Source organism: Nonomuraea composti, assembly GCF_012034275.1.
GTDB classification, from domain to species: Bacteria; Actinomycetota; Actinomycetes; order Streptosporangiales; family Streptosporangiaceae; genus Nonomuraea; species Nonomuraea composti.
On the sequence record NZ_JAATEP010000082.1, the window covers coordinates 1 to 22940 of the forward strand.

Consider the following 22940-nt stretch of genomic DNA (forward strand, 5'->3'; position numbering starts at 1 on the left):
GGCTGCTGACCTACCCCGAGACCAGCGCCGGCGGCGTGATGACCAGCGAGCCCGTCATCCTGCCGCCCACCTCCACCGTCGCCGAGGCGCTCGCCCACATCAGGCAGCAGGACCTGACGCCCGCCGTGGCCGCCCAGGTCTACGTCACCCGGCCGCCCACCGAGACGCCCACCGGGGCCTACCTCGGGGTCACGCACTTCCAGCGGCTGCTGCGCGAGCCGCCGTCCACGCTGCTCGGCGCCGTGCTCGACCCCTCCATCGACCCGATCAGGCCGCACTTCACGCTCCGGCAGGTCACCTACTACCTGGCCAACTACAACCTCGTCGCCGCCCCCGTCGTGGACGAGCTGGGCCACCTCGTCGGCGCCGTGACGGTCGACGACGTGCTCGACCACATGCTTCCCGAGGACTGGCGCGAGAGGGCCGACGAGCATGACGACTGACCGCCTCGACCAACCCAGGGAGCTGCGCCGCACGCTGCGCCCCCACTACGACCCCGAGGCGTTCGGCCGCCTGTCGGAGCGGATCGCCCGCTTCCTCGGCACCGCCCGGTTCATCGTCTACATGACCGTGTTCGTCGCGGTCTGGGTGATCTGGAACGTGGCCGCGCCGGCCGGCTGGAAGTTCGACCCGTACCCGTTCATCTTCCTCACGCTGATGCTGTCGCTGCAGGCCAGCTACGCCGCGCCGCTCATCCTGCTCGCCCAGAACCGGCAGGACGACCGCGACCGCATCCAGTACGAGCAGGACCGCGAGGCCGCCGAGCGCAACCAGGCGGAGATCGAGTACCTGACGCGCGAGATCGCCGGCCTGCGCCTGGCACTGAACGACGTCGCCACCCGCGACTACCTGCGCGCGGAGCTGGGCCGGCTGCTGGAGGAGCTCAAGGGGACCGGGCCGGAGCCGGGCCGCTGACTTCATCCCCGAGCTTCGCGAGCATCACGCGCACCCGCGCGATCTCCCCCGCGTCCAGCATGTCGAGGAACTGCCGCCTGATGCCGCGCAGGTACGTCGGCGTCGCCTCCGCCAGCCGGGCCGCACCCGCCTCGGTCAGCACCGCGAACAGGCCGCGCGCGTCATCGGCGCACGCCTCGCGCGCCACCAGCCCGTCACGCTGCAACCGGTCGATGAGCCTGGTCAGGCCGCTGCGCGAGAGCAGCACCCGGTCGGCCAGGTCGTTCATGCGCAGCCGCCGCCGCGGCGACTCCGCGAGCTGCACGAGCACCTCGTACGAGGCCAGCGGCAGATCGTGCGCGACGAGCAGCTCGCTCTCCAGGTGGCGCGTGATGCGCACCTGCGCACGCTGCAACATGCGCCAGACCGCCAGCTCCTCGGCGGTCAGGCTCTCGTCGCGCAGAAGACTCACGGAGTAACCTTAGACGTTGTTGCACAGACATCTAACAGTGCGGATTAACCCAGCGCGGGCTTCGGTTCATACCATGGAGGGGCATCCTCGCTGGCGTCCAGCGCCTGTCACACATATACCGACAAAGGAGGGACGGCACTCCCTCGTGCCGAGACTTCGATGGCACCAACCCAGGAACTCGTGACGGCGGCACTCGCCACCGTCATCGACCCCGAGATCCGTCGCCCGATCACGGATCTCGACATGGTCAAGAACATCGAGATCGCTCCCGACGGGGCGGTGCGCGTAGGCGTCTACCTCACCGTGGCCGGTTGTCCCATGAAGGACACCATCAGCCGCGACGTCACCACCGCGGTCTCCAAGGTCGAAGGTGTGACCGGCGTCCAGATCGAGCTCGACGTCATGAGCGCCGAGCAGCGCAAGACGCTGCAGACCAAGCTGCGCGGCGACCGCGGGCCGGAGAAGGAGATCCCGTTCAACCAGCCGGGGTCGCTCACCCGCGTCTTCGCGGTGGCCAGCGGCAAGGGCGGGGTCGGCAAGTCCTCCGTCACGGTCAACCTCGCCGCCGCCATGGCCTCCAGCGGCCTCAAGGTGGGCATCGTCGACGCCGACATCTACGGCCACAGCATCCCTCGCATGCTGGGCGCCGCCGAGCGCCCCACCAAGGTCGAGGACATGATCATGCCGCCGGTGGCCCACGACATCAAGGTCATCTCGGTGGGCATGTTCAAGCCGCCGGGCAACACGCCGGTCGTCTGGCGCGGCCCCATGCTCGACCGGGCCCTGCACCAGTTCCTCGCCGACGTCTACTGGGGCGACCTCGACGTCCTCCTCCTCGACCTGCCCCCCGGCACCGGCGACATCGCCATCTCCGTCGCCCAGCGGCTGCCCGGCGCGGAGATCCTCGTCGTCACCACCCCGCAGATGGCCGCCGCCGAGGTCGCCGAACGCGCCGGCTCCATCGCCGCCCAGACCCACCAGCAGATCGCCGGCGTCATCGAGAACATGGCCTGGCTCCCCTGCCCCCACTGCGACGAACGCATCGCCGTCTTCGGCGAGGGCGGCGGCCAGACCGTCGCCGACGCGCTCACCCGCACCCTCGGCGCCCGCGTCCCGCTGCTCGGCCAGGTGCCGATCGACATGCGGCTGCGCGAGGGCGGCGACGAAGGCAAGCCGCTGGTCCTCACCGACCCCGACTCGCCGGCCGCCGCCGAGCTCAGGAAGATCGCCTCCGGCCTGAGCAAGCGCTCCTCCAGCCTGAAGGGCCTCCAGCTCGGCCTCGCCCCACGCCGCTGACCCCTCTTCACACCACGAGCCCCCTCCCTTCCCGGGAGGGGGCTCGTCGGCTTCCGGGGCATGCAGGACGCCGCTTGAGGCGAGGACGCCGCTTGAGGCGCCGTCAGGTCGCCTCGGAGTCGTAGGGCGGCAACTCCCCGAACCCGAGCTCATCGACCGGCTCAGGCGCGTACGGGGCCGCCGCGACCGGCTCCAGCTCGCGCGGCTTGTTGGTGTTCCAGTCGTCCTCGAGATCGTCGAGAAGATGCTTGCGAACGAAGTTCCGCGGATTCAGGTCGGCCGGATCGAAGTTCTGGAACTCCGGACCCAGGCCCGCCCTCAGGTCGTCCCGCGCGTTGTTGGCCATCCGGCGCAGGTTCCGCAACGTCTTGCCCGCCTGCGCGGCGGCCTGCGGCAGTCTTTCCGGACCGAAGACGAGCAGCGCGATCACGATCAGCGCTCCGATCTCCATCCACCCGAGTCCGAACACCGTGAGCTCCTACCGCAGTCAAACCTCTCCGAGGACAACCCCGGCCTATCCACAGACTAAGGGCTCCATCGGGTAGGTCGGTCGTCTCCCCCGGGTCATATCACCCCCACACCTCCCCCGACCACCCTTTGGCGGGAGTACAGCCAAACACCCGAGACACGCGCCCGCGGGGCCTGGGCGTGGGAGCCGCGGCGAGGGGCCGGAGCGAGAAGGCCGGGGCGCGGGGGCGCGCGGGGGCGCGCGGGCCTGGGCGCGATGCGACACACGAGGCTCCGCCGCCGAGCGCCGGGTCGGCAAGGCGCCGGACGGCGGAGCGCGGCGCAACGCGAACGGCGCTCAGCCGGGACCCACGACGCGGGGCGCAAGCGCGGGGGCGCGAGGGGCACGGGGCCGGGTGCAGGCGCGGTGGGCTTGAGGTGAGGCGGGTAGCGCGGTGGCGCAACCACCCGGGAGGCGAGCCGCGCCGCAGCCGGGCACAAGGGCCCCGCTGCGGCGCGGAAAGGCGTAAGGCCAGGTAGAGGTCAGGAGGGGGTGGGGGTGGGTTCGTCTTCGGCGACCACCGTGAGGGTGGCGGTGCGTTCCTGGCCGGCGCGCTGGTACTTGATGTTGATCTTGGAGCCGGGCGTCTTGCTGCGGATCAGGGCGATCAGCTCGTTCCCGTCCTGGAGGGCCAGCCCGTCGATTTCCAGGATCACGTCGCCGGCCTGGAGGCCGGCCTGGTCGGCGGGGCCGCCCTTGGTGACGGGCTGCTGGCCGCCGGCCGGTTCGGAGGCGATGCGGACGCCCTGGCCCCGGTAGTCCTTGTCGAGGACGATGCCGATCTTGGGGCGTTTGGCCTTGCCGGTGGTGATGAGCTCTTCGGCGACCCGTCGCGTCTGGTTGACGGGGATGGCGAAGCCGAGGCCGATGCTGCCGCTCTGGCTGCTCACCGAGCGGCCCAGGGTGGCGATGGCGGAGTTGACGCCCACGACCTCGCCCCTGCCGTTGACGAGGGGGCCGCCGGAGTTGCCCGGGTTGATGGCGGCGTCGGTCTGGATGGCGCTGATGTAGGCGGGCTCCTCGGAGCTGGTGCCTGTCTCGTCGCCGGCGATGACGGGGCGGTTGAGCGAGCTGACGATGCCGGTCGTCACGGTGCCGGTCAGGCCGAGCGGGGAGCCGATGGCGATGACGGGGTCGCCGACGACGACCTGGTCGGAGTTGCCGAGGGTGATCTCCGGCGTGCCGAACGTCTCCTCCGGCTTCACCACCGCCAGGTCCGAGCCCGGGTCGCGGCCGACGATGCGGGCCGTGGTGGTCTTGCGGTTGTTGAACATGATCCGGATCTCGCCGCCGTTGGCCGCCAGCGAGACCACGTGGTTGTTGGTGACCACGTAGCCGTTCTTGATGAGGAAGCCGGAGCCGGTGGCGCCCTCGGTGTTGCTGCCGTTGCCGACCTCCAGCGAGACCACGCTGGGCAGCACCCGCGCGGCCACGCCCGCCACCGAGTCGGGCTCGCGGCTGGTGGCTCCGGTGGGGAGCGGGCCGAGGCTGTAGGACGGGTCGTTGCCGCTGCTGGGCTTGGTCAGCAGGTACGTGCCCACGCTGCCGAGCACCGAGGCCACCAGGGCGATGACCACGGCCATCGAGATGAGCAGGCCGGTGCCGGGCCCGCGCTTGACGGCGCCCGTGCCGCCGGGAGGGGGTGGCGCCCAGCCGGGGCCCATCCCAAGTGCTTGGCGAGGGGGTGGCGGCTGAGCGGGGCCGCCCCCACTGCCGCTCCCGTACGTGGGTGAACCGCCGAACGGCGGGCCCTCGTAGGAGCGGGCCCCGCTGTCGGGCGAGCCGAAGAACGGGCTGTCGTATGCGCGGGTCGTCCCGTCCGGCGGGCCGAACGACGGGCCGCTGCCGCCGTTGTTGTTGTCGTACGAGCGCGTCGGAGTGCCGTCCGGCGGCCCGAACGAAGAGCCGCTGCCACCGTTGTTGTCGTAGGAAGGCGTCGGCGGGCCGAAGGAAGGGCCGCTGCCGTTGTTGTCGTACGAAGGCGCAGGCGGGCCGAAAGAAGGGCGGGTGCCCGTGTGGGGTTGCGGGCCGAACGACGGTACGCCCGGCGACGACGGGCCGGGCTGCGGGCCGGACTGAGGGCCTGCCTGGGGGCCGGTCTGCGCGGGGCCGGGGGTGCCGTAAGAAGGCCCGTACGACGGCTCGTACGGGCGTGACTCCTGCGGCGGCGAGCCCTGACCCTCGGGGCGCCCGGACGGGTCGCCCCACGTGGTGCCGAACGAGGCGGGCGGCTCGGGCCGCCTGCCGTCGTGTTCGGGCCTGTCGTCAGCGGGTAGGAAGTCCGGCCGCCCCTGTGGCTCGGGGGAGTCCGACGGTGTGCGTCCTTCGGTGGACCGCGTCTCGTCGGTCATCTAAGTCTCACCACTCCTTGGCTCGGCCACCGCAATCCTCGCTCTTGCGGCATACGAGGGCTATAAAGCTTTTGTCAGGACTTGCTTGTGACAATTCCCGAACCCAGATCGTATGCCCCGCGCGCCGCCGACTACGCCAACCGTTTGCTCCCCGGCATGACCCGGTCAAGGCGTGGCGGTCGAAGAGCCGTTCGTAGGCGTAGTACGGGCCTGCTGCTGGAACAGTTCAACCGGCGGCGCCGGGTTGTTCTGGCCGATGCCGGTGGTGGCGAAGAAGGTGCCGATCGCCACGGCGGCCGAGACGACCCCGACCGCCACGTAGGCCGAGCGCCGCCTACCACCGCGGCCAGGGCCCGAGGCCCCACCGGTGGCGTCCCGGCGCGGGCGGTTGTCGAGGGGCGCGATGGTGTGCGGCCCAGGGATGGGCACTCCCCCGAACGTACGGGTGGGGAAAGGGCGCTCCCTCGGGGGCAGCGGCCCGCCCGGCTCCGCCATCCGGAGCAGGGACATCGTCAGGTCGGTCGGCATGGCGGGGCCGTCGAGCGAGCGCAGGCGCGTCTTCAGCGCGCGTACCGACTCGACCTCTCGCCTGCAGTCAGCGCAGAAAGTCAGGTGCGCGAGCGCGCGCTCGCGCTCGGTGTGGCTGAGCTCTCCGTCTACCAGCGCGGAAACACGCTCTCCAAGATGGGACATATCAGACTTCCTCCCCACGGATCACGGTCGGGGGGAGTTGAGTATTACGGGGGGCCCGATGGTCGAGCGCCTCCCGCAACTGCGCCCGGCCACGGTGAATACGGCTTCGGACCGTACCCAGCTTGACGCCGAGCGTGGTCGCGATCTCCTCGTAAGACAGGCCCTCGATGTCACACAGCACGATCGCGGCCCGGAACTCGGGGGCGAGCGCGTCGAGGGCGGCCTGGATGTCGGGCTCCAAGTGGGCGTCGTCGAACGCCTGCGCCGGGGACGGCTCACGGCCGCGCAGCCGCTCGGCCGCGTCGTCCGCGAGACCCTCGAACCTGATGCGCTGCTTGCGCCGCGCCATGTCGAGGAACAGGTTCGTCGTGATCCGGTGCAGCCACCCCTCGAACGTGCCGGGGGTGTAGCTCGACAGCGACCTGAAAACCCGGACGAAGACCTCCTGCGTGAGGTCTTCGGCATCGTGGACATTGCCGGTCAGCCGGTACGCCAGCCGATACACACGTGCGGAGTGCGTCCGCACGACCTCCTCCCACGTGGGGGGAGTCCAATCAGACGACACGGGAGTATCAGTCTGGTGGTCGCTTTCGTCCACCAGAACTCCTCTCTCTGGGACCACCGCTACCGCCATAGTGCCTGGTTTCGTCCCTTCGTGCGCACTGCCTGCCTTCCGGACCGGCAAAGCCCGTTTAAACCTGCAACGCCTTAGGTCCCTCCTGAGTTCCCGTCCTGGCGTGTCTCCCCTAGGCTGCGATCGGTGCCAATCTCGCGGACCAATCGCACGAAAGTGGGGGGAGGAGGCCGATGACCACTCCGGTGGAGGCCACTCTGGCCTATGCGGAGCAGTTCCATCACGAGGATGAGATCCTGCACGCGGCGCGGCAGCGCGGGCTGGAGATGGGTGCGACGCCCATCCTTCCCGGCGCAGGGGCGGCGCTGTGCTTCCTCGCGACCGCCGTCAACGCCAAGTCCGTCGTCGAGGTCGGCACGGGGTGCGGCGTCTCGGGGCTGTGGCTGCTGCGCGGCATGCGCACGGACGGCACGCTGACGAGCGTCGACGTCGAGCCCGAGCATCAGCGGCTGGCCAGGCAGGCGTTCACGGAGGCCGGCTTCTCCGGCAGCCGGGTGCGCCTGATCTCGGGCCGCGCGCTCGACGTGCTGCCCCGGCTGTCCGACGGCGGCTACGACATGGTGTTCGCCGACGGCGCCACCTACGAGTACGCCGACTACCTGGCCGAGGCGGTGCGCCTGCTGCGCGTGGGCGGCATCGTGGCCTTCGACAACATGTTGTGGCACAACCGCGTGGCCGACCCCGCGCAACGCGACTCGGAGACGGTGGCGCTGCGCGAGGTGGGCAAGCTGGTGCAGTCGGACGAGCGGCTGCGCTCGGTGCTGATGCCGCTGGGCGACGGCCTGCTGGCCGCCGTCAAGATCAGCTCTTAGTCAGCCACTCCAGCAGCACGCGGACGCCGAAGCCCGTGGCGCCCTTGGTGAGCACGCCGTCGTCCACGGTGCTGCGGCCGACCCCGGCGATGTCGAGGTGCGCCCACGGCCGGTCGCCGGCGAACTCGCGCAGGAACAGCGCCGCGGTGATCGAGCCCGCCCCGAACGTGGACCCGGCCTCGACGTTGGCGAGGTCGGCGATCGGCGACTCCAGCGCGGGCGTGTAGTCCTCGACCAGCGGCATCCGCCACAGCCGGTCGTCGGCGGATTGCCCGGCCTCCACGAGCTGCTTGGCCAGCACGTCGTCGGAGGAGTAGACGGCACCGACATGGGGCCCGAGCGCCACCGTGATCGCGCCGGTGAGCGTGGCGATGTCCACGACCGCGTCGGGGTCGAGCCGGGCGTCGGCGTAGGCGAGCGCGTCGGCCAGCACCAGGCGGCCCTCGGCGTCGGTGTTGAGCACCTCGACGGTGCGCCCGCCGTAGTGGGTGATCACGTCGCTGGGCCGCTGCGCGGTGCCGGACGGCATGTTCTCGGCCGCCGCGACCAGGCCGGTGACGCGTACGGGCGCCTTGAGCGCGGCCAGCGCGCCGAGCACGGCGATGACGACGGCCCCGCCTGCCATGTCGGTCTTCTGCAGCTTCATGTTGGCGGTCGGCTTGAGCGACAGGCCGCCGGAGTCGAACGTGATGCCCTTGCCGACCAGCACGACATGCCGCTCGGCCGGCCCTTCGGGCGTGTAGGAGAGCTGGATGAGGCGGGGCGGGCTGGCCGAGCCCCTGCCCACGGCGAGGATGCCGCCGAACCCGTCGGCCCGCAGCTCCTCTTCGTCCCACACCTTGGTCGGCACGCCGCTCTCGGCGGCCCGCTCGGCCAGCCAGGCGGGGTTCTTGACGGAGGCGGGCGTGTTGGCCAGGTCGCGGGCGAGCGCGACCGCCCGCGCGACCGTCTCGGCCCGCCGCACCTGCTCCTCGTCCGCCCCCGCGAACGCCAGCGCCCGCACGGGCTTCCTGCCCGCGCCGCCGATCCTGAACGTGTACGCCGCCAGCAGCGCCGCCTCCACGAACGGGGTGACGTCGCCGCCCGGCACCATCACGGTGAGGGTGTCGCGGCCCTTGACCTTCCTGGTGAGCGCCGCGGCGGCGGTGCGCAGCGCCTTGGGCGAGCCGTCGCCCACGCCGTACAGCAGGATCCGCCCCACCGCGCCGTCACGTGCCACCGGAACCTCGACGATCTCGCCCGCCTCGCCCTTGGCCTCGTAGTGCGCCAGCAGGCCGGGCGCCGGCAGGGGCAGCTCGACCCGCGGGCTGAGATCGGCGTCGAAGGGCACGGCCAGCAGCTCGGCGTCGGCGGGAACGTCGGCGACCACCGTCGCAGTGGTCTCAATCGGCACGGGAACCTCTCCTCGGAACGTCGGCGACCGCTGAAACGTCAGCGACCCTGGCGCCGGTCATACGCCAGGGTCGTGGAACACGAGTTGTCTTTCGGGAGCTCTCAGCCCACGACGTTCTTCAACGCCTCGCCGAGCGCCTTTGCCTCGTCGGCGGAGATCTCCACGACGAGCCGGCCGCCACCCTCCAGGGGGACCCGCATGACAATGCCGCGCCCTTCCTTGGTGACCTCGAGCGGACCATCGCCGGTCCGCGGCTTCATCGCCGCCATGCGTGCATCCCTTCCTGCCTTGGGCTCCCGCGGCCCGCGATTTCCGACCTCCCGAGGGGGTGGTCGGCGCATTCACGTCTTCTGTGATGTCCTATTCTCCCGCATCGAGAGCCCTCATGGGTAACGATCTCCTCCCAGAATGCGTTGTCGAGGCGTGCGATGACGTCCAAACTGGACTTCGTGCACGCTCGCGCCGCTCTGTTCGACCTCTACGGAGACCATCTGCGCTCGCGCGGTGGCCAGGCGTCCGTCGCCGCGCTCGTCCGGCTGATGAAACCCCTGGAAATCGCGGCTCCCGCCGTGCGCACGGCGGTTTCGCGCATGGTGCGCCAGGGGTGGTTGCGGCCGCTGCGGCTGCCCCAGGGGGCGGGCTACGGGCTGACTCCCAAGTGCGTCAGGCGGCTTGATGAGGCCGCGCTCAGAATTTACCGAGCCGGGACACTCACCTGGCACGGCCGCTGGCACGTGATCGTCTTCGAGCCGGCGAAGGAGCGTCCGCGCCGGGAGCGGCTGAGGGCCGATCTGACGTTCCTCGGGTACGCGTCGCTGTCGGAGACCACCTGGATCGGCCCGCGCTCGTCGATCGAGCTGGACAACCTGCTCGAAGGTGAGGGGGTGCGGGCCGACCGGTTCGACGCGGCACTGGAGGGCGATCCGCGCGAGCTGGTCGCGCGGGCTTGGGACCTGTCCGCCATCGGGGAGGCGTACGAGCAGTGGCACGCCGAAGCGGTCACGCTGGTCAGCAGCCTGCCGGAGGGCGCGCCCGACGACCAGGTGTTCGCCACGCGCAGCCGGCTGGTGCACGGCTGGCGCAACTTCCTGTTCCGGGACCCGGGGCTGCCGCCCGAGCTGCTGCCCGCGGGCTGGCCGGGCGAGAAGGCCAGGGCGTTCTTCGAGCAGGAGGCGGCCAGGCTGCTGCCCGCCGCGGCCGCGTTCGTGGACAAGGAGCTGTGAGCGCTCCGCCGAAAAGAGATGCCGACATTCAACGCTGAGTAACTGATCAACCACGCTTCCATGGGTCAAGCTAGCGGCATGCGCTCTTCCGACGCCTCGGGCTCGCCGGCCCCGCACGACTTCGAGGCCCTCCGCTCCACCGCCGTGACCCTCCTCACCGGCGGGGACCTCGACGTCGCCGACCCGTCCTACAAGCGGCCGCTGGCCGCGCTCAGCGAACGGGCCGCCACCTGGCTGGCCGAGATGGTGCCCGGCCTGATCTGGCCCGACCTCCCGCTCGAAGGCCGTCCGGGTAACGTGACCGGCAGCTACGGGCGGCTGCGGGCCATCGTGACCGCGTGGGCCACGCCCGGCACCGCCCAGCACGGCGACGACGCCGTGGCGTCGAAGGTGATCGAGGCGCTCGACCTGCTGTACGAAGGGCACTACAACGAGCGGCTGCCCGAGACCGGCAACTGGTGGTTCTGGGAGATCGGCACGCCCGCCGAGCTGAGCCGCGCGTGCGTGCTGCTCGGCGACCGGCTCGACGCGGGCAGGCTGCGCTCCTACCTGGGGGCGATCGACCGGTTCTGCCCCGACGCCGACCGGCGCGCCGGCTGGCCGGAGGCCAGCGAGAGCGGCGCCAACCGGGCCGACAAGGCCGCGATCGTCGCCTTCCGCGGCGTGGCGGGCCGCGACGCGGACAAGCTGGCCCTCGCCCGCGACGGGCTGTCCGACGTGCGCGACGGCGGGCGGCACAGCGTGTTCGGCTACGCCGAATCGGGCGACGGCTTCCGCCGCGACGGCTCGTTCATCCAGCACGACGTGGTGGCCTACACGGGCTCGTACGGCCTGTCGCTGCTCATCGCGGTCGCCGAGACCATGGCGCTGCTGCACGGCTCGCCGTGGGCGATCTCCGACCCCGGGCGGCGGGTGGTGCTCGACGCCGTGGAGCGTTCCTTCGCCCCGTTCATCCACGACGGCCTGCTCATGGACACCGTCAGGGGCCGCGCCACCAGCAGGCAGACCTTCCCCGACAGCGTGGCCGGGCACGGGGCGATCGGGGCGGTGCTGCTGCTGGCGGGCAGCGCGCCCGAGCCGTACCGCGGGAGGTTCAGGGGCCTGGCCAAGGGGTGGATCCAGCGCGGCGAGTCCCTGCGTTACCTGGAGCACGCGAGCGTGGCGGAGACCCGGCGGGCGATCGCCGTGCTCGACGACAAGAGCGTCGAGGCCGCGCCCGCCACGGAGGGGCACTTCGTGTTCCCCGAGATGGACCGGGTCGTGCACCGGCGGTCCGGCTGGTCGGTGGCGATCAGCATGTCGTCGCGGCGGACCGCCGCGTACGAGGCCATCAACGGCGAGAACCGGCACGGCTGGTACACCGGCGACGGCATGACCTACCTCTACACCGGCGACCTCGCCCACTACGGGCACGACTTCTGGCCGACGGTGGACCCGTACCGGCTGCCCGGCGTCACGGTGGACCCCCGCCCTCGGGACGACCTCGACTTCCGCGTCCACCGCCCGCCGACCCCCTGGGCGGGCGGCGTGGTGCTCAGCGGCCGGCACGGCGTCAGCGCCATGGAGCTGGTCGGCGACGGCGTGAGCCTGCGCGCCCGCAAGTCGTGGTTCTTCCTCGAATCGGCCGTGCTCGCGCTCGGCAGCGGCATCACCGCCACCGACGGCCGCACGGTCGAGACCGTGATCGAGAACCGCGCCATCGAGGACGAGCCGTACATCGGCGACGGCTGGGTGCACCTGGCCGGGGTCGGCGGATACGTGTTCGAGGGCGCCAGGATGCTCGTGGAGACGCGCACGGGCCGCTGGCGCGACATCAACACCGGCGACGACACCGCGGGCGCCTTCGAGCCCGTCACGCGGCGCTACGTGACGTTCTGGTTCGACCACGGCGTCGACCCCGTGGCCGCCCGCTACGCGTACGCGCTGCTGCCGGGCGCCACGCGCGGCCGCACCCGCACCTTCCGCGGCGCCCGCCCGGTGCGGGTGCTGTCCAACACGCCGGAGCTGCAGGCCGTGCAGACGCGCTCGATGTTCGGCGCCACGTTCTGGGCCGCGGGCAGCGCCTGGATCGTGGAGGTGGACCAGCCGTGCGTGGTCATGGCGCGCCGGTCGAGCGGGCGGCTCGTGCTGGCCGTGGCCGACCCGACCAGGACCGCTGACGTCATCACGCTCACGCTGAGCCGCTCACAGGGCGGGGTCATCCGCGCCGACGACACCGTCACGGTGCGCACCGGCAAGAAACCCGTCATCGCGGTGAAGGTCGGCGGGTCGCTGGGGCGCTCGCACAGCGTGGAGCTCAGCGACTACGGGCCACGCAGCCCTCGAGGTGATCGTTGACCAGGCCGATCGCCTGCATCAGCGCGTAGGCCGTGGTCGGGCCGACGAACCTGAAGCCGTGCCGCTTCAGCTCCTTGGCCAGCGCCTTCGAGCCGGGCGTCACGGCGGGCACGTCGGCCATCGTGCGCGGCACCGGCGCGCCCGGCTCGGCGTGCCGCCACACCAGCTCCGACAGGCCGCCGGGCAGGTCGAGGGCGGCCCTGGCGTTGCCGATCACGGCCTCGATCTTGGCGCGGTTGCGGATGATGCCGGCGTCGGCGAGCAGCCGCTCGACATCCGCCTCCGTGTACGCGGCCACCTTCGGGATCGAGAAGCGGTCGAAGGCGGCGCGGAAGTTCTCCCGCTTGCGCAGGATCGTCAGCCACGACAGGCCCGACTGGAACGCCTCCAGCGACACGCGCTCGAAGACGGCGTCGTCGCCCTTGACCGGGCGGCCCCACTCCTCGTCGTGGTAGGCCAGGTACATGGGGTCGGCCATGCCCGCCCAGGTGCAGCGGATCGGCTCGGTCACGGGCGCTCGTCACCCTCCTTGGCGGTCACGGCGGGCCGCTCGTCATCGGTCGCGGAGCCTCCGTCGGGCTCCTCCGCCTTGGACTGGCCCTGGTCTTCGGGCTGGTCTTCGGGCTGCTCTTCGGGCTGGTCTTCGAGCTCGTCCTTGGGCTCGTCCTGATCCTTGGGCTCGGCCTCGGGCTCGTCCGGGGCCTTGCCGTTCGGCGCCGGCTCGGCGCCGGTGTGCGGGAGGCGCCACTCCGGCTCCTCCGGCAGGTGCGTCAGCTCGGCGCCGCCGCCCTCCCAGTCGACGGACGTGCCGCTCACCGACACCGGGTCGCCCGAGTCGGGCAGCTCGCGCGGCACGGCGGGCGGCTCCGGCTGGTGCTCGGTGCGCGGCCCCGCGCCGGGCGCGGCGTAGATCTCCTGGCGCGCGTGCAGCCGGCTGGACAGCAGCTCGGAGACGCGCTGCTCCAGCACCGCGATGCGGGTGTCGCGGGCGCTGATCGCCCCGGCGGCGCGGCGCAGGGTCTCGTCGACGCTCTGCGTGTGGTAGCCGACCAGGTTGACCGGCAGTTGCAGCGCCATGAAGTCGACCGCCGTGAGATGACCGGCGTCGGGCAGGTCGAGCGGCGGCACGTCGGGCGGGAACTCGGTCAGCTCACCGCCCCTGCCCAGGGAGACCAGGACCACGCAGGCCAGGATGGCGATGGCGGCGATGGCGAGTATGACCAGCACATTGGCATCGTACTCACACGATGGACCGCATTCTGCGGTCCACCGCAAGTCGTGCATTTCGCGCTTACCGCCTGCGCGCGGCCCCCGCCCAGGTCAGCCGGTGGCCTCGCCGAGCTCGGCGACGCTCGGCCGCACCGGCTGCGTGCGCGATTCGAGCGCGGCGAACGCCTCGTCGACGGTCGAGGTCCAGGAGATCGCGTCGAAGACGTCGGGACGGGTGAAGCCCTCGTCGTACATGCCTTCGACGAGCCGCTTCAGCGGGTCGTACAGGCCCCACGGGTCGAGCAGCACCAGGGGGCGCTCGTGGATGCCGAGGACGCGCGCCGTCCAGATCTCGAACAGCTCCTCCAGCGTGCCGATGCCGCCCGGCAGCACGAGGAACGCGTCGGAGCGGGCGTCCATGACGCCCTTGCGCTCGCGCATGTCCTCGGTGACGATCAGCTCGTCCGACTCCTCGTCGGCCACTTCCATGTCCACCAGGACCTGCGGGATCACGCCGACCGTGCGGCCGCCGGCGGCGCGGGCCGCGGCGGTGACCGCGCCCATGCAGGAGATCGAGCCGCCGCCGCTCACCAGCGTGTGGCCGCGCTTGGCGAGCTCGGTGCCCACGGTCGCGGCCAGCTCGATGTACTTCTTGTCGATGGTCAGGCTGGAGGCACAGAAGACGCAGATGTTCACGTCGGCAAACCCTATTGGGGCTCGGCGGTCTGGGCGGCGGCGGCCTCGATCTCCTCCTCGCGCTGCTTGGAGCGGGCCAGGTCGGCGTCGACGATGATGCGGACGGCCTCGTCCACGTCGTCGGTGACGCTGATCAGGTCGAGGTCTTGGGGCGCGATCTTGCCGGTGCTCAGCAGCGAGCCCTTGATCCAGTCGAGCAGCCCGCCCCAGAACTCCGAGCCCATCAGCACCACGGGGAACGAGGTGACCTTGTGGGTCTGCACCAGCGTCAGCGCCTCGAACAGCTCGTCGAGCGTGCCGAAGCCGCCGGGCAGGGCGATGAAGCCGCAGGAGTACTTGACGAACATCGTCTTGCGCACGAAGAAGTAGCGGAACTCGATGCCGAGGTCGACGTAGTCGTTCATGCGCTGCTCGAAGGGCAGCTCGATGCCGAGCCCGACGGACACGGCGCCGTCGACGTCGCGGGCGCCCCGGTTCGCCGCCTCCATGACGCCGGGGCCGCCGCCGGTGATCACGGCGTAGCCCGCCTCGGCCAGCGCGCGGCCCAGCTCCCTGCCCATCTTGTACTCGGGCGAGTCGGGCTTGGTGCGGGCGGAGCCGAAGACGGTGACGGCCTGCGGCAGCTCGGCGAGCTGGCCGAAGCCCTCGACGAACTCCGCCTGGATGCGCAGCACCCGCCACGGGTCCATGTGCACCCAGTCGGAAGACCCCTGCCGGGCCAGCAGCCGCTGGTCGTGGGTGGAGGTGGGGACGAGACTGCCCCGGACGACGGCCTGGCCCTGACGGCGTTCCCGGCGGTTCTGTTCCATGTCGATCACGCTAGCCCTTCTCTCGTACGGCCGGTTTCCGCCCGTCTCCCTGCCCGTCCGGCTGCCCAGACTGCCCCCTCCGGACGAAACCGCAGGTAGCACGGGCGAAACGAGGTCCTAAAAAATCTTGAAAAATACGTGGAACCGAATTTCGACTCCCTCGCGTCTAACCGCATGAGGGTGCTGCTCGGGACTGAAAGTGGTCTTCCCCGCCAAATGGCCGGCGAGGAGGGCCACTTTCATTTTGTCAGCCAGTGCACCAGCGCCCGCTCGCTCTCGACGATCTTCGGCAGCGACACGTACTCGCCCTGCTGGTGCGCCAGATTCGGATCCCCGGGCCCGTAGTTGACGGCGGGGACGCCCAGCGCGGAGAAGCGGGCGACGTCCGTCCAGCCCAGCTTGGCGCGCGGGGTGCCGCCGACGGCCGCGGTGAAGGCGGCCGCCACCGGATGCGTGAGCCCCGGCCTGGCGGCGGGGGCGGCGTCCACGAAGCTCACCGCGAACCCGTCGAACACCTCGCGCACGTGCTCCTGGGCGTCCTCGATCGACAGGTCGGGCGCGAAGCGGTAGTTGACCGTGACCGCGCACAGGTCGGGGATGACGTTGCCGGCGACCCCGCCCCGCACGCCGACCGCGTTGAGGCCCTCGTGGTACTCCAGCCCGTCGACCACCGGCCGGCGCGGCTCGTACGCGTTCAGCCTGGCCAGCACCGGCTCGATGCCGTGGATGGCGTTGACCCCGAACCAGGAGCGCGCGCTGTGGGCCCGCTTGCCGGTCACGGTGACCTCGGCACGCAGCGTGCCCTGGCAGCCGCCCTCGATCACGCCGTCGGTGGGCTCCATCAGGACCGCGAAGTCGGCCGCCAGCCACCCGGCGTGGTCTCTGGCGACCCTGGTCAGGCCGTTGCGCTCGGCCTCGACCTCCTCGCAGTCGTAGAAGACGTAGGTGACGTCCCTGTTGGGCGCGGGCACGGTCGCGGCCAGCTTGAGCGCGACCGCGACGCCGGCCTTCATGTCGGAGGTGCCGCATCCGTACAGCAGGTCGCCCTCGACCCTGCTCGGCAGGTTGCCGGCGGTGGGGACGGTGTCGAGGTGGCCGGCGATCAGCACCCGCTCGGGGCGCCCCTGCTCGGTGCGGGCCACGACCGTCTCGCCCGAGCGGGTCACCGAGAGGTGCGGCAGCGCCGACAGGGCCCGCTCGACCTCGTCGGCCAGCGCCTTCTCGGCGCCGCTCACCGACTCGATGTCCACGATGGCGGCGGTCAGGTCGCGTACGTCCTGGGTCAGGTCGAGCATCAGGTGTTCACTCCATGTGCGCGCAGCGTCTCGTTGATCGCCGCCTTGTCGTGCCGCCGCCCCGGCTCCAGCCGCTTGATCACCAGCACGCACGGCAGGCCGAACGTGCCTCCGGGGAACTCCTTCATCCGCGTGCCCGTCACGGCCACGCACCACGGGGGGATCCGGCCGCGGCCGAGCTCCTCGCCCGTCTCGGTGTCGATCACCGGCATGGACGCGGACAGGATCGTGCCCGCGCCGACCACCGCCCCCCGCCCGATCCTGGCGCCGTCGACGACCATCGACCGGCTGCCGACGAGCACGTCGTCCTCGATCACGACGGGCACGGCGGTGGGCGGCTCCAGCACGCCGCCGATGCCCACGCCCCCGGACAGGTGGACGTTCTTCCCGATCTGGGCGCACGAGCCGACCGTGGCCCAGGTGTCCACCATCGTCCCCTCGTCCACGTACGCGCCGATGTTCGTGAACGACGGCATGAGCACCACTCCGGGAGCTATGTACGACCCCCACCGCGCGATCGCCCCCGGCACCACCCGCACGCCGTCGAACGAGCTCTTCAGCGGATGCCTGTCGTGGTGCTGGAAGTCGCCCACCTGGGAACGTGCCAGGCCCAGCACCGTGAAGCTGAGCAGGATGGCGCGCTTGGCCCGCTCGTCCACGACGACCTCGTCGTCCACGATCGTGGCGACCCTGGCCTCGCCCTTGTCGAGCAGGTCGACCGCGGCGACCACCAGGTGCCGCGCCTCGGCGTCGGCCGGGGTCAGCTCCGCGCGGCGCTCCCACAACTCGTCCACCACGGAGGGGATCGGTGACGAGGTGCTCACTTGACTCATGGCCTCGGAGCTTATCCGGCCGGGTAGGTTCTTCAGGGTGCGCCTGCGCTTCTCCCGTGGAGTCATCACCATCGCGATCATCGTCGTCGTGCTCGCCGTGGGCGTGTCCGTGGGCCTGTACCACCTGCTGAAGCGCGCGCCCCTGGCCCAGCCGCCCGAGGCGTTCTGCTCGGTGACCACCCCCGACGGCGTCCGCACGCTGCTGCCCGAGCAGGCGCAGATCGCCGCCACCATCGCGGCCGTCGCGGCGCGCCGCGGGCTGCCCGAGCGGGCCGTGGTGATCGCCTACGCCACCGCCATGCAGGAGTCGAAGATCCAGAACCTCGAGTTCGGCGACCGCGACTCGGTCGGCGTGTTCCAGCAGCGCTCATCGCAGGGCTGGGGCACCAAGAAGCAGCTGATGGACCCGGTCTACGCCACGAACAAGTTCTTCGCCGCGCTGGTCAAGGTCAGGAACTACCGGAAGATCCCGCTGGCGGAGGCGGCGCAGGCCGTGCAGCGCTCGGCCGGCGGTTACGCGTACGCGCCGCACGAGACGGACGCGAAGATCCTCGCCGCCGCCTTCACCGGGCGGGTGCCGAAGGCCGTGCACTGCTGGTACCCGCCGGGCAAGTCGCCCGTCCCGCTGCCGAAGACCGCCGAGGCACGCAAGCAGCTCGCCCGGGCGCTGGGCAGCACGGCGATCACCACGAAGAAGCGCGGGTGGCTGGTGGCCGCCTGGTCGGTGGCGCACGCCGAGAAGTACGCGCTCACCAAGGTCGGCTACAACGGCGCCACCTGGGTCAACGACTTCGAGGCCGCCGGCTGGCGGCAGGGCGGCGCGGCCGGCGCCCGCAAGGTGGAGCTGGCGTAGCCGAAGTCAGGAGGCGCGGCGGATGATCGAGATGGAGCCCGGCGGCAGCGGCTGGGCGTAGCTCGCCGTCCACGAGCCGCCCTGGATGCGCTCGAACGACAGCAGCCGCCCGTCGGAGGCCCGGTAGTCGGCGAAGTCGAGCAGCCCCCTGTCGGGGTTGCCCGTGTCGCCCTCGCTGCGGAAGGCGGCCGTGCCCCGGTCCATCGGGAAGAACTCCACGCCCTCCATGATGAGCATGCTCTTGGCCGGCACCATGCCCTGCGTGGGGACGTCGTTCCAGAGCTGCACCTCCAGGTGCGGCGGGTCGCCCGCGCGCACCTCGACCGAGAGCCACTGGAGCCGCCGGGAGCCGTCACGCAGCAGGAACTCCGTCCACTGCTGCCCCTGCCAGGAGATGTGCATGGCGCCGAGCACGCGCTGCGGAGCTCCGAGCACTTCGATCCGGTCGCCGATCCGGATCGTGCGAGGGTCGGTGTAGTCGGTGCCGACATGGCCAGGGGCGCTCACCGGCGCCGCCAGCGGGGTCTCGATCGCAGCGACCTCGGCAGGCGGCGCGCTCGTACGGCGGCCCTTCCTGTCTTGCCGCAACGTGGCCCAGAAGGCCCCGAGCAGCAGCAGGACGGTGGCGATGCTCAGCCCGAGTACGACCATGGAGGTCATGCTCATCGATCAGCTCGCTCCACTCGCGGTCTGCCTCGGCGTCAGCCCTTATTGATGTATACGCTTATTCCCGGATACGCGGACGGATCGGGATCCGGCCCGTTATGACGGGCGATCCTACTGGAGGCGGCGCACCGCCGCACCGATCCGTTCGTCCGTGGCGGTGACGGCGATGCGGATGTGGCGTCCACCTGCCGATCCGTAGAACTCGCCCGGCGCGACCAAAATGCCGATTTCGGAGAGCTTGCCCACTTGGTCCCAGGCGTTCTCGCCGTTGGACGCCCAGAAGTACAGGCCCGCCGTCGAGTGGTCGATGCTCCAGCCGGCCTTCTCCAGCGCCGGGCGCAGCAGGGCGCGGCGGGCGGCGTACACCTCGCGCTGCCGGTCGGCGTGCTCGTCGTCGGACAGCGCCGCCGTCATGGCCGCCTGCACCGGCTGCGGCATCAGCATGCCCGCGTGCTTGCGCGTCTCCAGCAGCCGCTTGACGAGGACGGGGTCGCCGGTCACGAACCCGGCGCGGTAGCCGGCCAGGTTGGAGCGCTTGGACAGCGAGTGCACGGCGAGCAGCCCCTCGTGGGAGCCGCCGCAGACGTCGGGGTGCAGGATCGAGATCGGCTGCTCCTCCCAGCCGAGCTCGATGTAGCACTCGTCGGAGGCCACGACCGCGCCGCGCTCGCGGGCCCAGGCCACGACCTTGCGCAGGTGCTCGGCGGGCAGCACGCGGCCCGTCGGGTTGCCCGGAGAGTTGACCCAGACGAGGTCGACCGGCTCGGGGCCGAGCGCGAGCGTGCTGTCGGAGGCGGTGCCGACCGCCCCCGCCAGCCGGGCGCCCACGTCGTACGTCGGGTAGGCCAGCTCGGGGAAGACCACCCGCTTCGCGCCCAGGTAAGTCGGCAGCCAGGCCACGAACTCCTTGGAGCCGATCAGCGGCAGGACGTCCTGCTGCTCGACCGTGACGCCGTGCCGGCGGCGCAGCCACCCGGCGGCGGCCTCGCGCAGCGCCTTGGTGCCGTGGGTGAAGGGATAGCCGGGGCTGTCGGCCGCCTGGGCCAGCGCGTCCTGGACGATCCTGGGCACGGGGTCGACGGGCGTGCCGATCGACAGATCGACGATGCCGTCGGGATGTGCCAGCGCGCGCTCCTTGTACGGCTCCAGCCGATCCCAGGGGAAGTCAGGCAGCTTGTTCACGATTCTCCAGGGTGTTGCGTCGCCGTACGAGGGGCGCGGGCGCGACCGTGCGGACGGGGCGCATCCGCCGGATGCCCCCGTGCACGGCGTCGATCGGGACTGCCTTAGTGGTCCTCGCCCTGCGGCGGCAGCGCCGCCACGACCGGGTGGTCCTTGTCGATCTTGCCGACCTTGGAGGCCCCGCCGGGCGAGCCGAGGTCCTCGAAGAAGTCCACGTTCGCCTTGTAGAAGTCCTTCCACTGCTCGGGAAGGTCGTCCTCGTAGAAAATCGCCTCGACGGGGCACACAGGCTCGCACGCGCCGCAGTCCACGCACTCGTCGGGGTGAATGTAAAGCATGCGCTCGCCCTCGTAGATGCAATCGACGGGGCACTCCTCGATGCACGCCTTGTCCAGGACGTCCACGCAAGGCTGCGCGATGACGTAGGTCACCTCGAGCTCCTTCTTCTCCAGCACCATGGCATGACTCTGACCGCGGTTTGCTACGCCCTAGTATTGCCGTGCTTGCTGGCTGGCCGAAACGGAGGGTGGCAAACTCGTGGTCGCACGCCTCGTGATCGCCGTTACAAGCCAGGACATCGGTGCACGGATCACCACCCGGAGAAGGGTTCCCGGCGGGTTCCGGGACGCCGTGGGAATCCTCGTGTCGTGGGCGGACGGAATGCTCGAAGTTCGCAAGAAGGACGGCACCGTGGTGACGATCCCCGAAGAGAGCCTCGTGGCGGCCAAGGTGGTTCCGGCCGCGCCTCCTCGACCTGGGCGAATGCAACAGTAAGTATTCGTTGTGTGACTGTACGTACCTGCGCCGCCGCAGCAGCCATCCTCGCCAGCGCCGGATGCGGCGCGTCGTCCACCGACTCCAGCACCACCGAGACCAAGAACCTGCCGCCCGTCAACGCCCAGGCCACCTCGATGAAGGCCGGCTTCGGCACCATGGAGCGCCTGGCCGAGACCGCCCGGCGCGAGGGCGAGCTGAACGTGATCGGCCTGCCCCGTGACTGGGTCAACTTCGGCGAGGTCATCGACACCTTCGCCGACAAGTACGACATCAAGGTCAACCAGCTCGAACCCGGGGCCAGCAGCGCGCGGGAGCTGGACATCGCCCCGAAGCTCAGGCCCGACGTGTTCGACCTCACCATGGACGTCGCCGTCTCCCGGGCCGACCGCTTCGCCCCGTACAAGGTGCAGGGCTGGCAGGACCTGCCCGACCACGTCAAGGACCCCGCCGGCGCCTGGTACGCCGCCTACGGCGGCTACATGTCCATCGGGTACGACCCGCGCGCCGTCAAGCCGCCCGCCACCTTCGCCGACCTGCTCAAGCCCGGCTACCGGGTGGCGCTCGACGGCGACCCCCTGCGCTCGGCCGCCGCGTTCGACGGCGTCATGGCGGCCTCGCTGCGCGCCGGCGTGCCCAAGCCCGACCAGGGAGTGGCCCTGTTCGCCAAGCTCAAGCAGGAAGGCCGGCTCACCGACCCGGCCAAGGCCAACGTGATCGTCGCCTGGGACCACCTGAACGCCGCCCGCGGCGCCCACCACCCCGAGGCGTGGAAGGTCACCATCCCGCGCGACTCCGCGCTCGGCGGCTACCACGTGCAGGCCGTCAGCAAGGCGGCCCCGCACCCCGCCGCCGCCCGGCTCTGGCAGGAGTTCCTGTTCTCCGACGAGGGCCAGAACCTCCTCCAGAAGGGCTTCGCCCGCCCCGCGCGCGGCGAGGCGATGCTCATGAAAGGCACGCTCGACGCCGAGCAGGCCGCCAAACTGCCCAAGGCCCCCGGGCCGCCCGTGCTCATGACGATCCCCCAGGCCGACGCCGCGAAGGCGTACATCAAGAAGGAATGGGCGAAGAGCGTGGGATGAGTCCGAAGTGACTTGATATGTCGTAGGGACGATCAGGCTCTAAAGTGAGCAGACAGCACGGCCACGGGGGCCCGATGTCTGATCGAATGTGAGCTGATCGTCTTGCGATACGACACACCGAGCTTGGAGCGGTGGAACAGTCGCGCCTACGACAGCAGCTTCGGCTACGTCTCGACGCAGGGCGCGCCACTGGTCGACCTGCTGGACCCGCGGCCCGGCGAGCGCGTGCTCGACCTCGGCTGCGGCACCGGGGTGCTGACCGCGCAGATCGCCTTCAGAGGCGCCGACGTCCTCGGCATCGACGGCTCCGCCGCCATGATCGAGAAGGCGCTCGCCCAGTACCCGGGCATGAACTTCATCATCGGCGACGGGCACGACTTCACCGTCGTGGACCCGTACGACGCGGTCTTCTCCAACGCGGCGCTGCACTGGATGAGCCGCGACCCCGTCGCCGTGATCGCCAGCGTCCGCGAGGCGCTCAAGCCCGGCGGGCGCTTCGTCGCCGAAATGGGCGGGGCCGGCAACTGCGCCGAGCTGACCACCGCGATGCTGACCGCCTGGCGTGAGTACGGCCTGCGCGAACCCGACCTTCCGTGGTACTTTCCCACGCCTGCCGAGTACGCCCGCCGTCTCGAGCAGGAGGGGTTCGTGGTCAGGCTGCTGGAGTACTTCGACCGGCCCACTCCCCTGGACGAGTGCCCCGGCGGGGCCGCCGACTGGGTGCGCATGTTCGCCTCCTCGGTGCTCGAAGGGCTTCCCCCCGAGATCGTGGAGCCCCTGCTCGGGCGCGTGAACGAACTGGCCGCGCCCGCACTTCGCAGGGAGAGTGGCTGGATGGCCGACTACGTGCGTCTACGCTTTGCCGCTGTTCGGCGTTGATGCGTCGAGCATGATGCGTAGGGCTGATTTGCCGGACTATGGTCTGTTC

26 protein-coding genes are annotated in these 22940 nt (G+C 71.0%); 10 read left to right on the top strand and 16 right to left on the bottom strand.

Annotated elements, in window-relative coordinates; translation table 11 throughout:
- On the top strand, window positions 1–443 hold a 443-nt coding region (locus HCN51_RS53350), incomplete at its 5' end, for a CBS domain-containing protein (protein ID WP_168021477.1).
- A complete protein-coding gene (locus HCN51_RS53355) occupies window positions 433–915 on the top strand; it encodes a DUF1003 domain-containing protein (protein WP_168021478.1) in 483 nt (160 codons plus the stop codon). The genes HCN51_RS53350 and HCN51_RS53355, both read left to right, overlap by 11 nt.
- On the opposite strand, the gene HCN51_RS53360 is transcribed toward HCN51_RS53355, so the two are convergent.
- Window positions 884–1366 carry a MarR family winged helix-turn-helix transcriptional regulator gene (locus tag HCN51_RS53360; protein ID WP_080045256.1) on the bottom strand — a complete coding sequence of 161 codons (483 nt, stop codon included), beginning with the start codon at window positions 1364–1366 and terminating at the stop codon, window positions 884–886. The genes HCN51_RS53355 and HCN51_RS53360 overlap by 32 nt on opposite strands.
- Before the next feature lie 159 nt (window positions 1367–1525).
- Here HCN51_RS53360 and HCN51_RS53365 point away from each other — a divergent pair, with 159 nt between their 5' ends.
- A complete protein-coding gene (locus HCN51_RS53365) occupies window positions 1526–2662 on the top strand; it encodes an Mrp/NBP35 family ATP-binding protein (protein WP_168021479.1) in 1137 nt (378 codons plus the stop codon).
- A 103-nt stretch (window positions 2663–2765) separates the two neighbouring features.
- Here HCN51_RS53365 and HCN51_RS53370 read toward each other — a convergent pair whose 3' ends face one another.
- From HCN51_RS53370 to sigE, 4 genes are all read right to left on the bottom strand, one after another.
- A complete protein-coding gene (locus tag HCN51_RS53370) occupies window positions 2766–3131 on the bottom strand; it encodes a sec-independent translocase (RefSeq protein WP_168021480.1) in 366 nt (121 codons plus the stop codon).
- A gap of 521 nt (window positions 3132–3652) precedes the next feature.
- Window positions 3653–5521 (bottom strand): trypsin-like peptidase domain-containing protein, encoded by a 1869-nt coding sequence (locus HCN51_RS60840; protein WP_168021481.1) that lies wholly within the window; start codon window positions 5519–5521, stop codon window positions 3653–3655.
- Window positions 5522–5686: 165 nt separating this feature from the next.
- Complete coding sequence (locus HCN51_RS53380) at window positions 5687–6214, bottom strand: anti-sigma factor family protein (RefSeq protein ID WP_168021482.1); 528 nt, start codon at window positions 6212–6214, stop codon at window positions 5687–5689.
- Window position 6215: 1 nt separating this feature from the next.
- A complete protein-coding gene (gene sigE / locus HCN51_RS53385; protein ID WP_168021483.1) occupies window positions 6216–6848 on the bottom strand; it encodes an RNA polymerase sigma factor SigE in 633 nt (210 codons plus the stop codon).
- Window positions 6849–7021: 173 nt separating this feature from the next.
- On the opposite strand from sigE, the gene HCN51_RS53390 reads away from it, so the two are divergent.
- A complete protein-coding gene (locus HCN51_RS53390) occupies window positions 7022–7660 on the top strand; it encodes an O-methyltransferase (protein WP_080045251.1) in 639 nt (212 codons plus the stop codon).
- On the opposite strand, the gene HCN51_RS53395 is transcribed toward HCN51_RS53390, so the two are convergent.
- The gene (locus HCN51_RS53395; protein WP_168021484.1) at window positions 7650–9053 is read right to left on the bottom strand and encodes a leucyl aminopeptidase; all 1404 of its coding nucleotides are present in this window, start codon (window positions 9051–9053) and stop codon (window positions 7650–7652) included. The genes HCN51_RS53390 and HCN51_RS53395 overlap by 11 nt on opposite strands.
- Before the next feature lie 101 nt (window positions 9054–9154).
- A complete protein-coding gene (locus HCN51_RS53400) occupies window positions 9155–9322 on the bottom strand; it encodes a DUF3117 domain-containing protein (RefSeq protein ID WP_020545024.1) in 168 nt (55 codons plus the stop codon).
- Window positions 9323–9481: 159 nt separating this feature from the next.
- On the opposite strand from HCN51_RS53400, the gene HCN51_RS53405 reads away from it, so the two are divergent.
- Window positions 9482–10276 (top strand): PaaX family transcriptional regulator, encoded by a 795-nt coding sequence (locus HCN51_RS53405; protein ID WP_230465799.1) that lies wholly within the window; start codon window positions 9482–9484, stop codon window positions 10274–10276.
- 78 nt (window positions 10277–10354) lie between these two features.
- A complete protein-coding gene (locus tag HCN51_RS53410; RefSeq protein ID WP_206068979.1) occupies window positions 10355–12613 on the top strand; it encodes a polysaccharide lyase 8 family protein in 2259 nt (752 codons plus the stop codon).
- Here the strand turns inward: HCN51_RS53410 and HCN51_RS53415 are convergent.
- The 6 genes from HCN51_RS53415 to HCN51_RS53440 form a co-directional block, all read right to left on the bottom strand.
- Window positions 12573–13091: a DNA-3-methyladenine glycosylase I gene (locus tag HCN51_RS53415; protein WP_206068984.1), complete on the bottom strand. Its 519-nt coding sequence runs from the start codon at window positions 13089–13091 to the stop codon at window positions 12573–12575. The genes HCN51_RS53410 and HCN51_RS53415 overlap by 41 nt on opposite strands.
- A 29-nt stretch (window positions 13092–13120) precedes the next feature.
- Window positions 13121–13840 carry a hypothetical protein gene (locus HCN51_RS53420; protein ID WP_168021487.1) on the bottom strand — a complete coding sequence of 240 codons (720 nt, stop codon included), beginning with the start codon at window positions 13838–13840 and terminating at the stop codon, window positions 13121–13123.
- Window positions 13841–13933: 93 nt separating this feature from the next.
- A complete protein-coding gene (locus HCN51_RS53425) occupies window positions 13934–14518 on the bottom strand; it encodes an LOG family protein (RefSeq protein WP_080045246.1) in 585 nt (194 codons plus the stop codon).
- Between the two features lie 11 nt (window positions 14519–14529).
- Window positions 14530–15327, bottom strand: a complete 798-nt coding sequence (locus HCN51_RS53430; RefSeq protein ID WP_168021488.1) for an LOG family protein — start codon at window positions 15325–15327, stop codon at window positions 14530–14532.
- A gap of 239 nt (window positions 15328–15566) precedes the next feature.
- The gene (gene dapE, locus HCN51_RS53435; RefSeq protein WP_168021489.1) at window positions 15567–16622 is read right to left on the bottom strand and encodes a succinyl-diaminopimelate desuccinylase; all 1056 of its coding nucleotides are present in this window, start codon (window positions 16620–16622) and stop codon (window positions 15567–15569) included.
- Entirely contained in the window at window positions 16622–17455 is an 834-nt protein-coding gene (locus HCN51_RS53440) for a 2,3,4,5-tetrahydropyridine-2,6-dicarboxylate N-succinyltransferase (protein WP_168021490.1), read from the bottom strand. The genes dapE and HCN51_RS53440 overlap by 1 nt, the downstream gene beginning before the upstream one ends.
- On the opposite strand from HCN51_RS53440, the gene HCN51_RS53445 reads away from it, so the two are divergent.
- The gene (locus HCN51_RS53445; protein WP_240974186.1) at window positions 17454–18308 is read left to right on the top strand and encodes a hypothetical protein; all 855 of its coding nucleotides are present in this window, start codon (window positions 17454–17456) and stop codon (window positions 18306–18308) included. The two genes, HCN51_RS53440 and HCN51_RS53445, sit on opposite strands and share 2 nt — an antisense overlap.
- Before the next feature lie 6 nt (window positions 18309–18314).
- Here the strand turns inward: HCN51_RS53445 and HCN51_RS53450 are convergent, their stop codons facing one another.
- The 3 genes from HCN51_RS53450 to fdxA all read right to left on the bottom strand — a co-directional run bounded on the left by HCN51_RS53450 (window position 18315) and on the right by fdxA (window position 20587).
- Complete coding sequence (locus HCN51_RS53450) at window positions 18315–18974, bottom strand: DUF4178 domain-containing protein (RefSeq protein WP_230465797.1); 660 nt, start codon at window positions 18972–18974, stop codon at window positions 18315–18317.
- A 111-nt stretch (window positions 18975–19085) separates the two neighbouring features.
- Window positions 19086–20156 carry a succinyldiaminopimelate transaminase gene (gene dapC / locus HCN51_RS53455; protein WP_168021491.1) on the bottom strand — a complete coding sequence of 357 codons (1071 nt, stop codon included), beginning with the start codon at window positions 20154–20156 and terminating at the stop codon, window positions 19086–19088.
- A gap of 104 nt (window positions 20157–20260) precedes the next feature.
- Window positions 20261–20587 carry a ferredoxin gene (gene fdxA / locus HCN51_RS53460; RefSeq protein WP_080047500.1) on the bottom strand — a complete coding sequence of 109 codons (327 nt, stop codon included), beginning with the start codon at window positions 20585–20587 and terminating at the stop codon, window positions 20261–20263.
- A gap of 106 nt (window positions 20588–20693) precedes the next feature.
- Between fdxA and HCN51_RS53465 the strand changes: the two genes are divergently transcribed.
- The 3 genes from HCN51_RS53465 (at window position 20694) to HCN51_RS53475 (ending at window position 22891) form a co-directional block, all read left to right on the top strand.
- On the top strand, window positions 20694–20930 hold the full coding sequence (locus HCN51_RS53465; protein ID WP_168021492.1) for a putative acetyltransferase: 237 nt from the start codon (window positions 20694–20696) through the stop codon (window positions 20928–20930).
- A gap of 11 nt (window positions 20931–20941) precedes the next feature.
- Window positions 20942–22012, top strand: a complete 1071-nt coding sequence (locus HCN51_RS53470) for an ABC transporter substrate-binding protein (RefSeq protein WP_346434144.1) — start codon at window positions 20942–20944, stop codon at window positions 22010–22012.
- Window positions 22013–22114: 102 nt separating this feature from the next.
- Window positions 22115–22891, top strand: a complete 777-nt coding sequence (locus HCN51_RS53475; RefSeq protein ID WP_080045241.1) for a class I SAM-dependent methyltransferase — start codon at window positions 22115–22117, stop codon at window positions 22889–22891.
- Window positions 22892–22940: the final 49 nt, after the last annotated feature.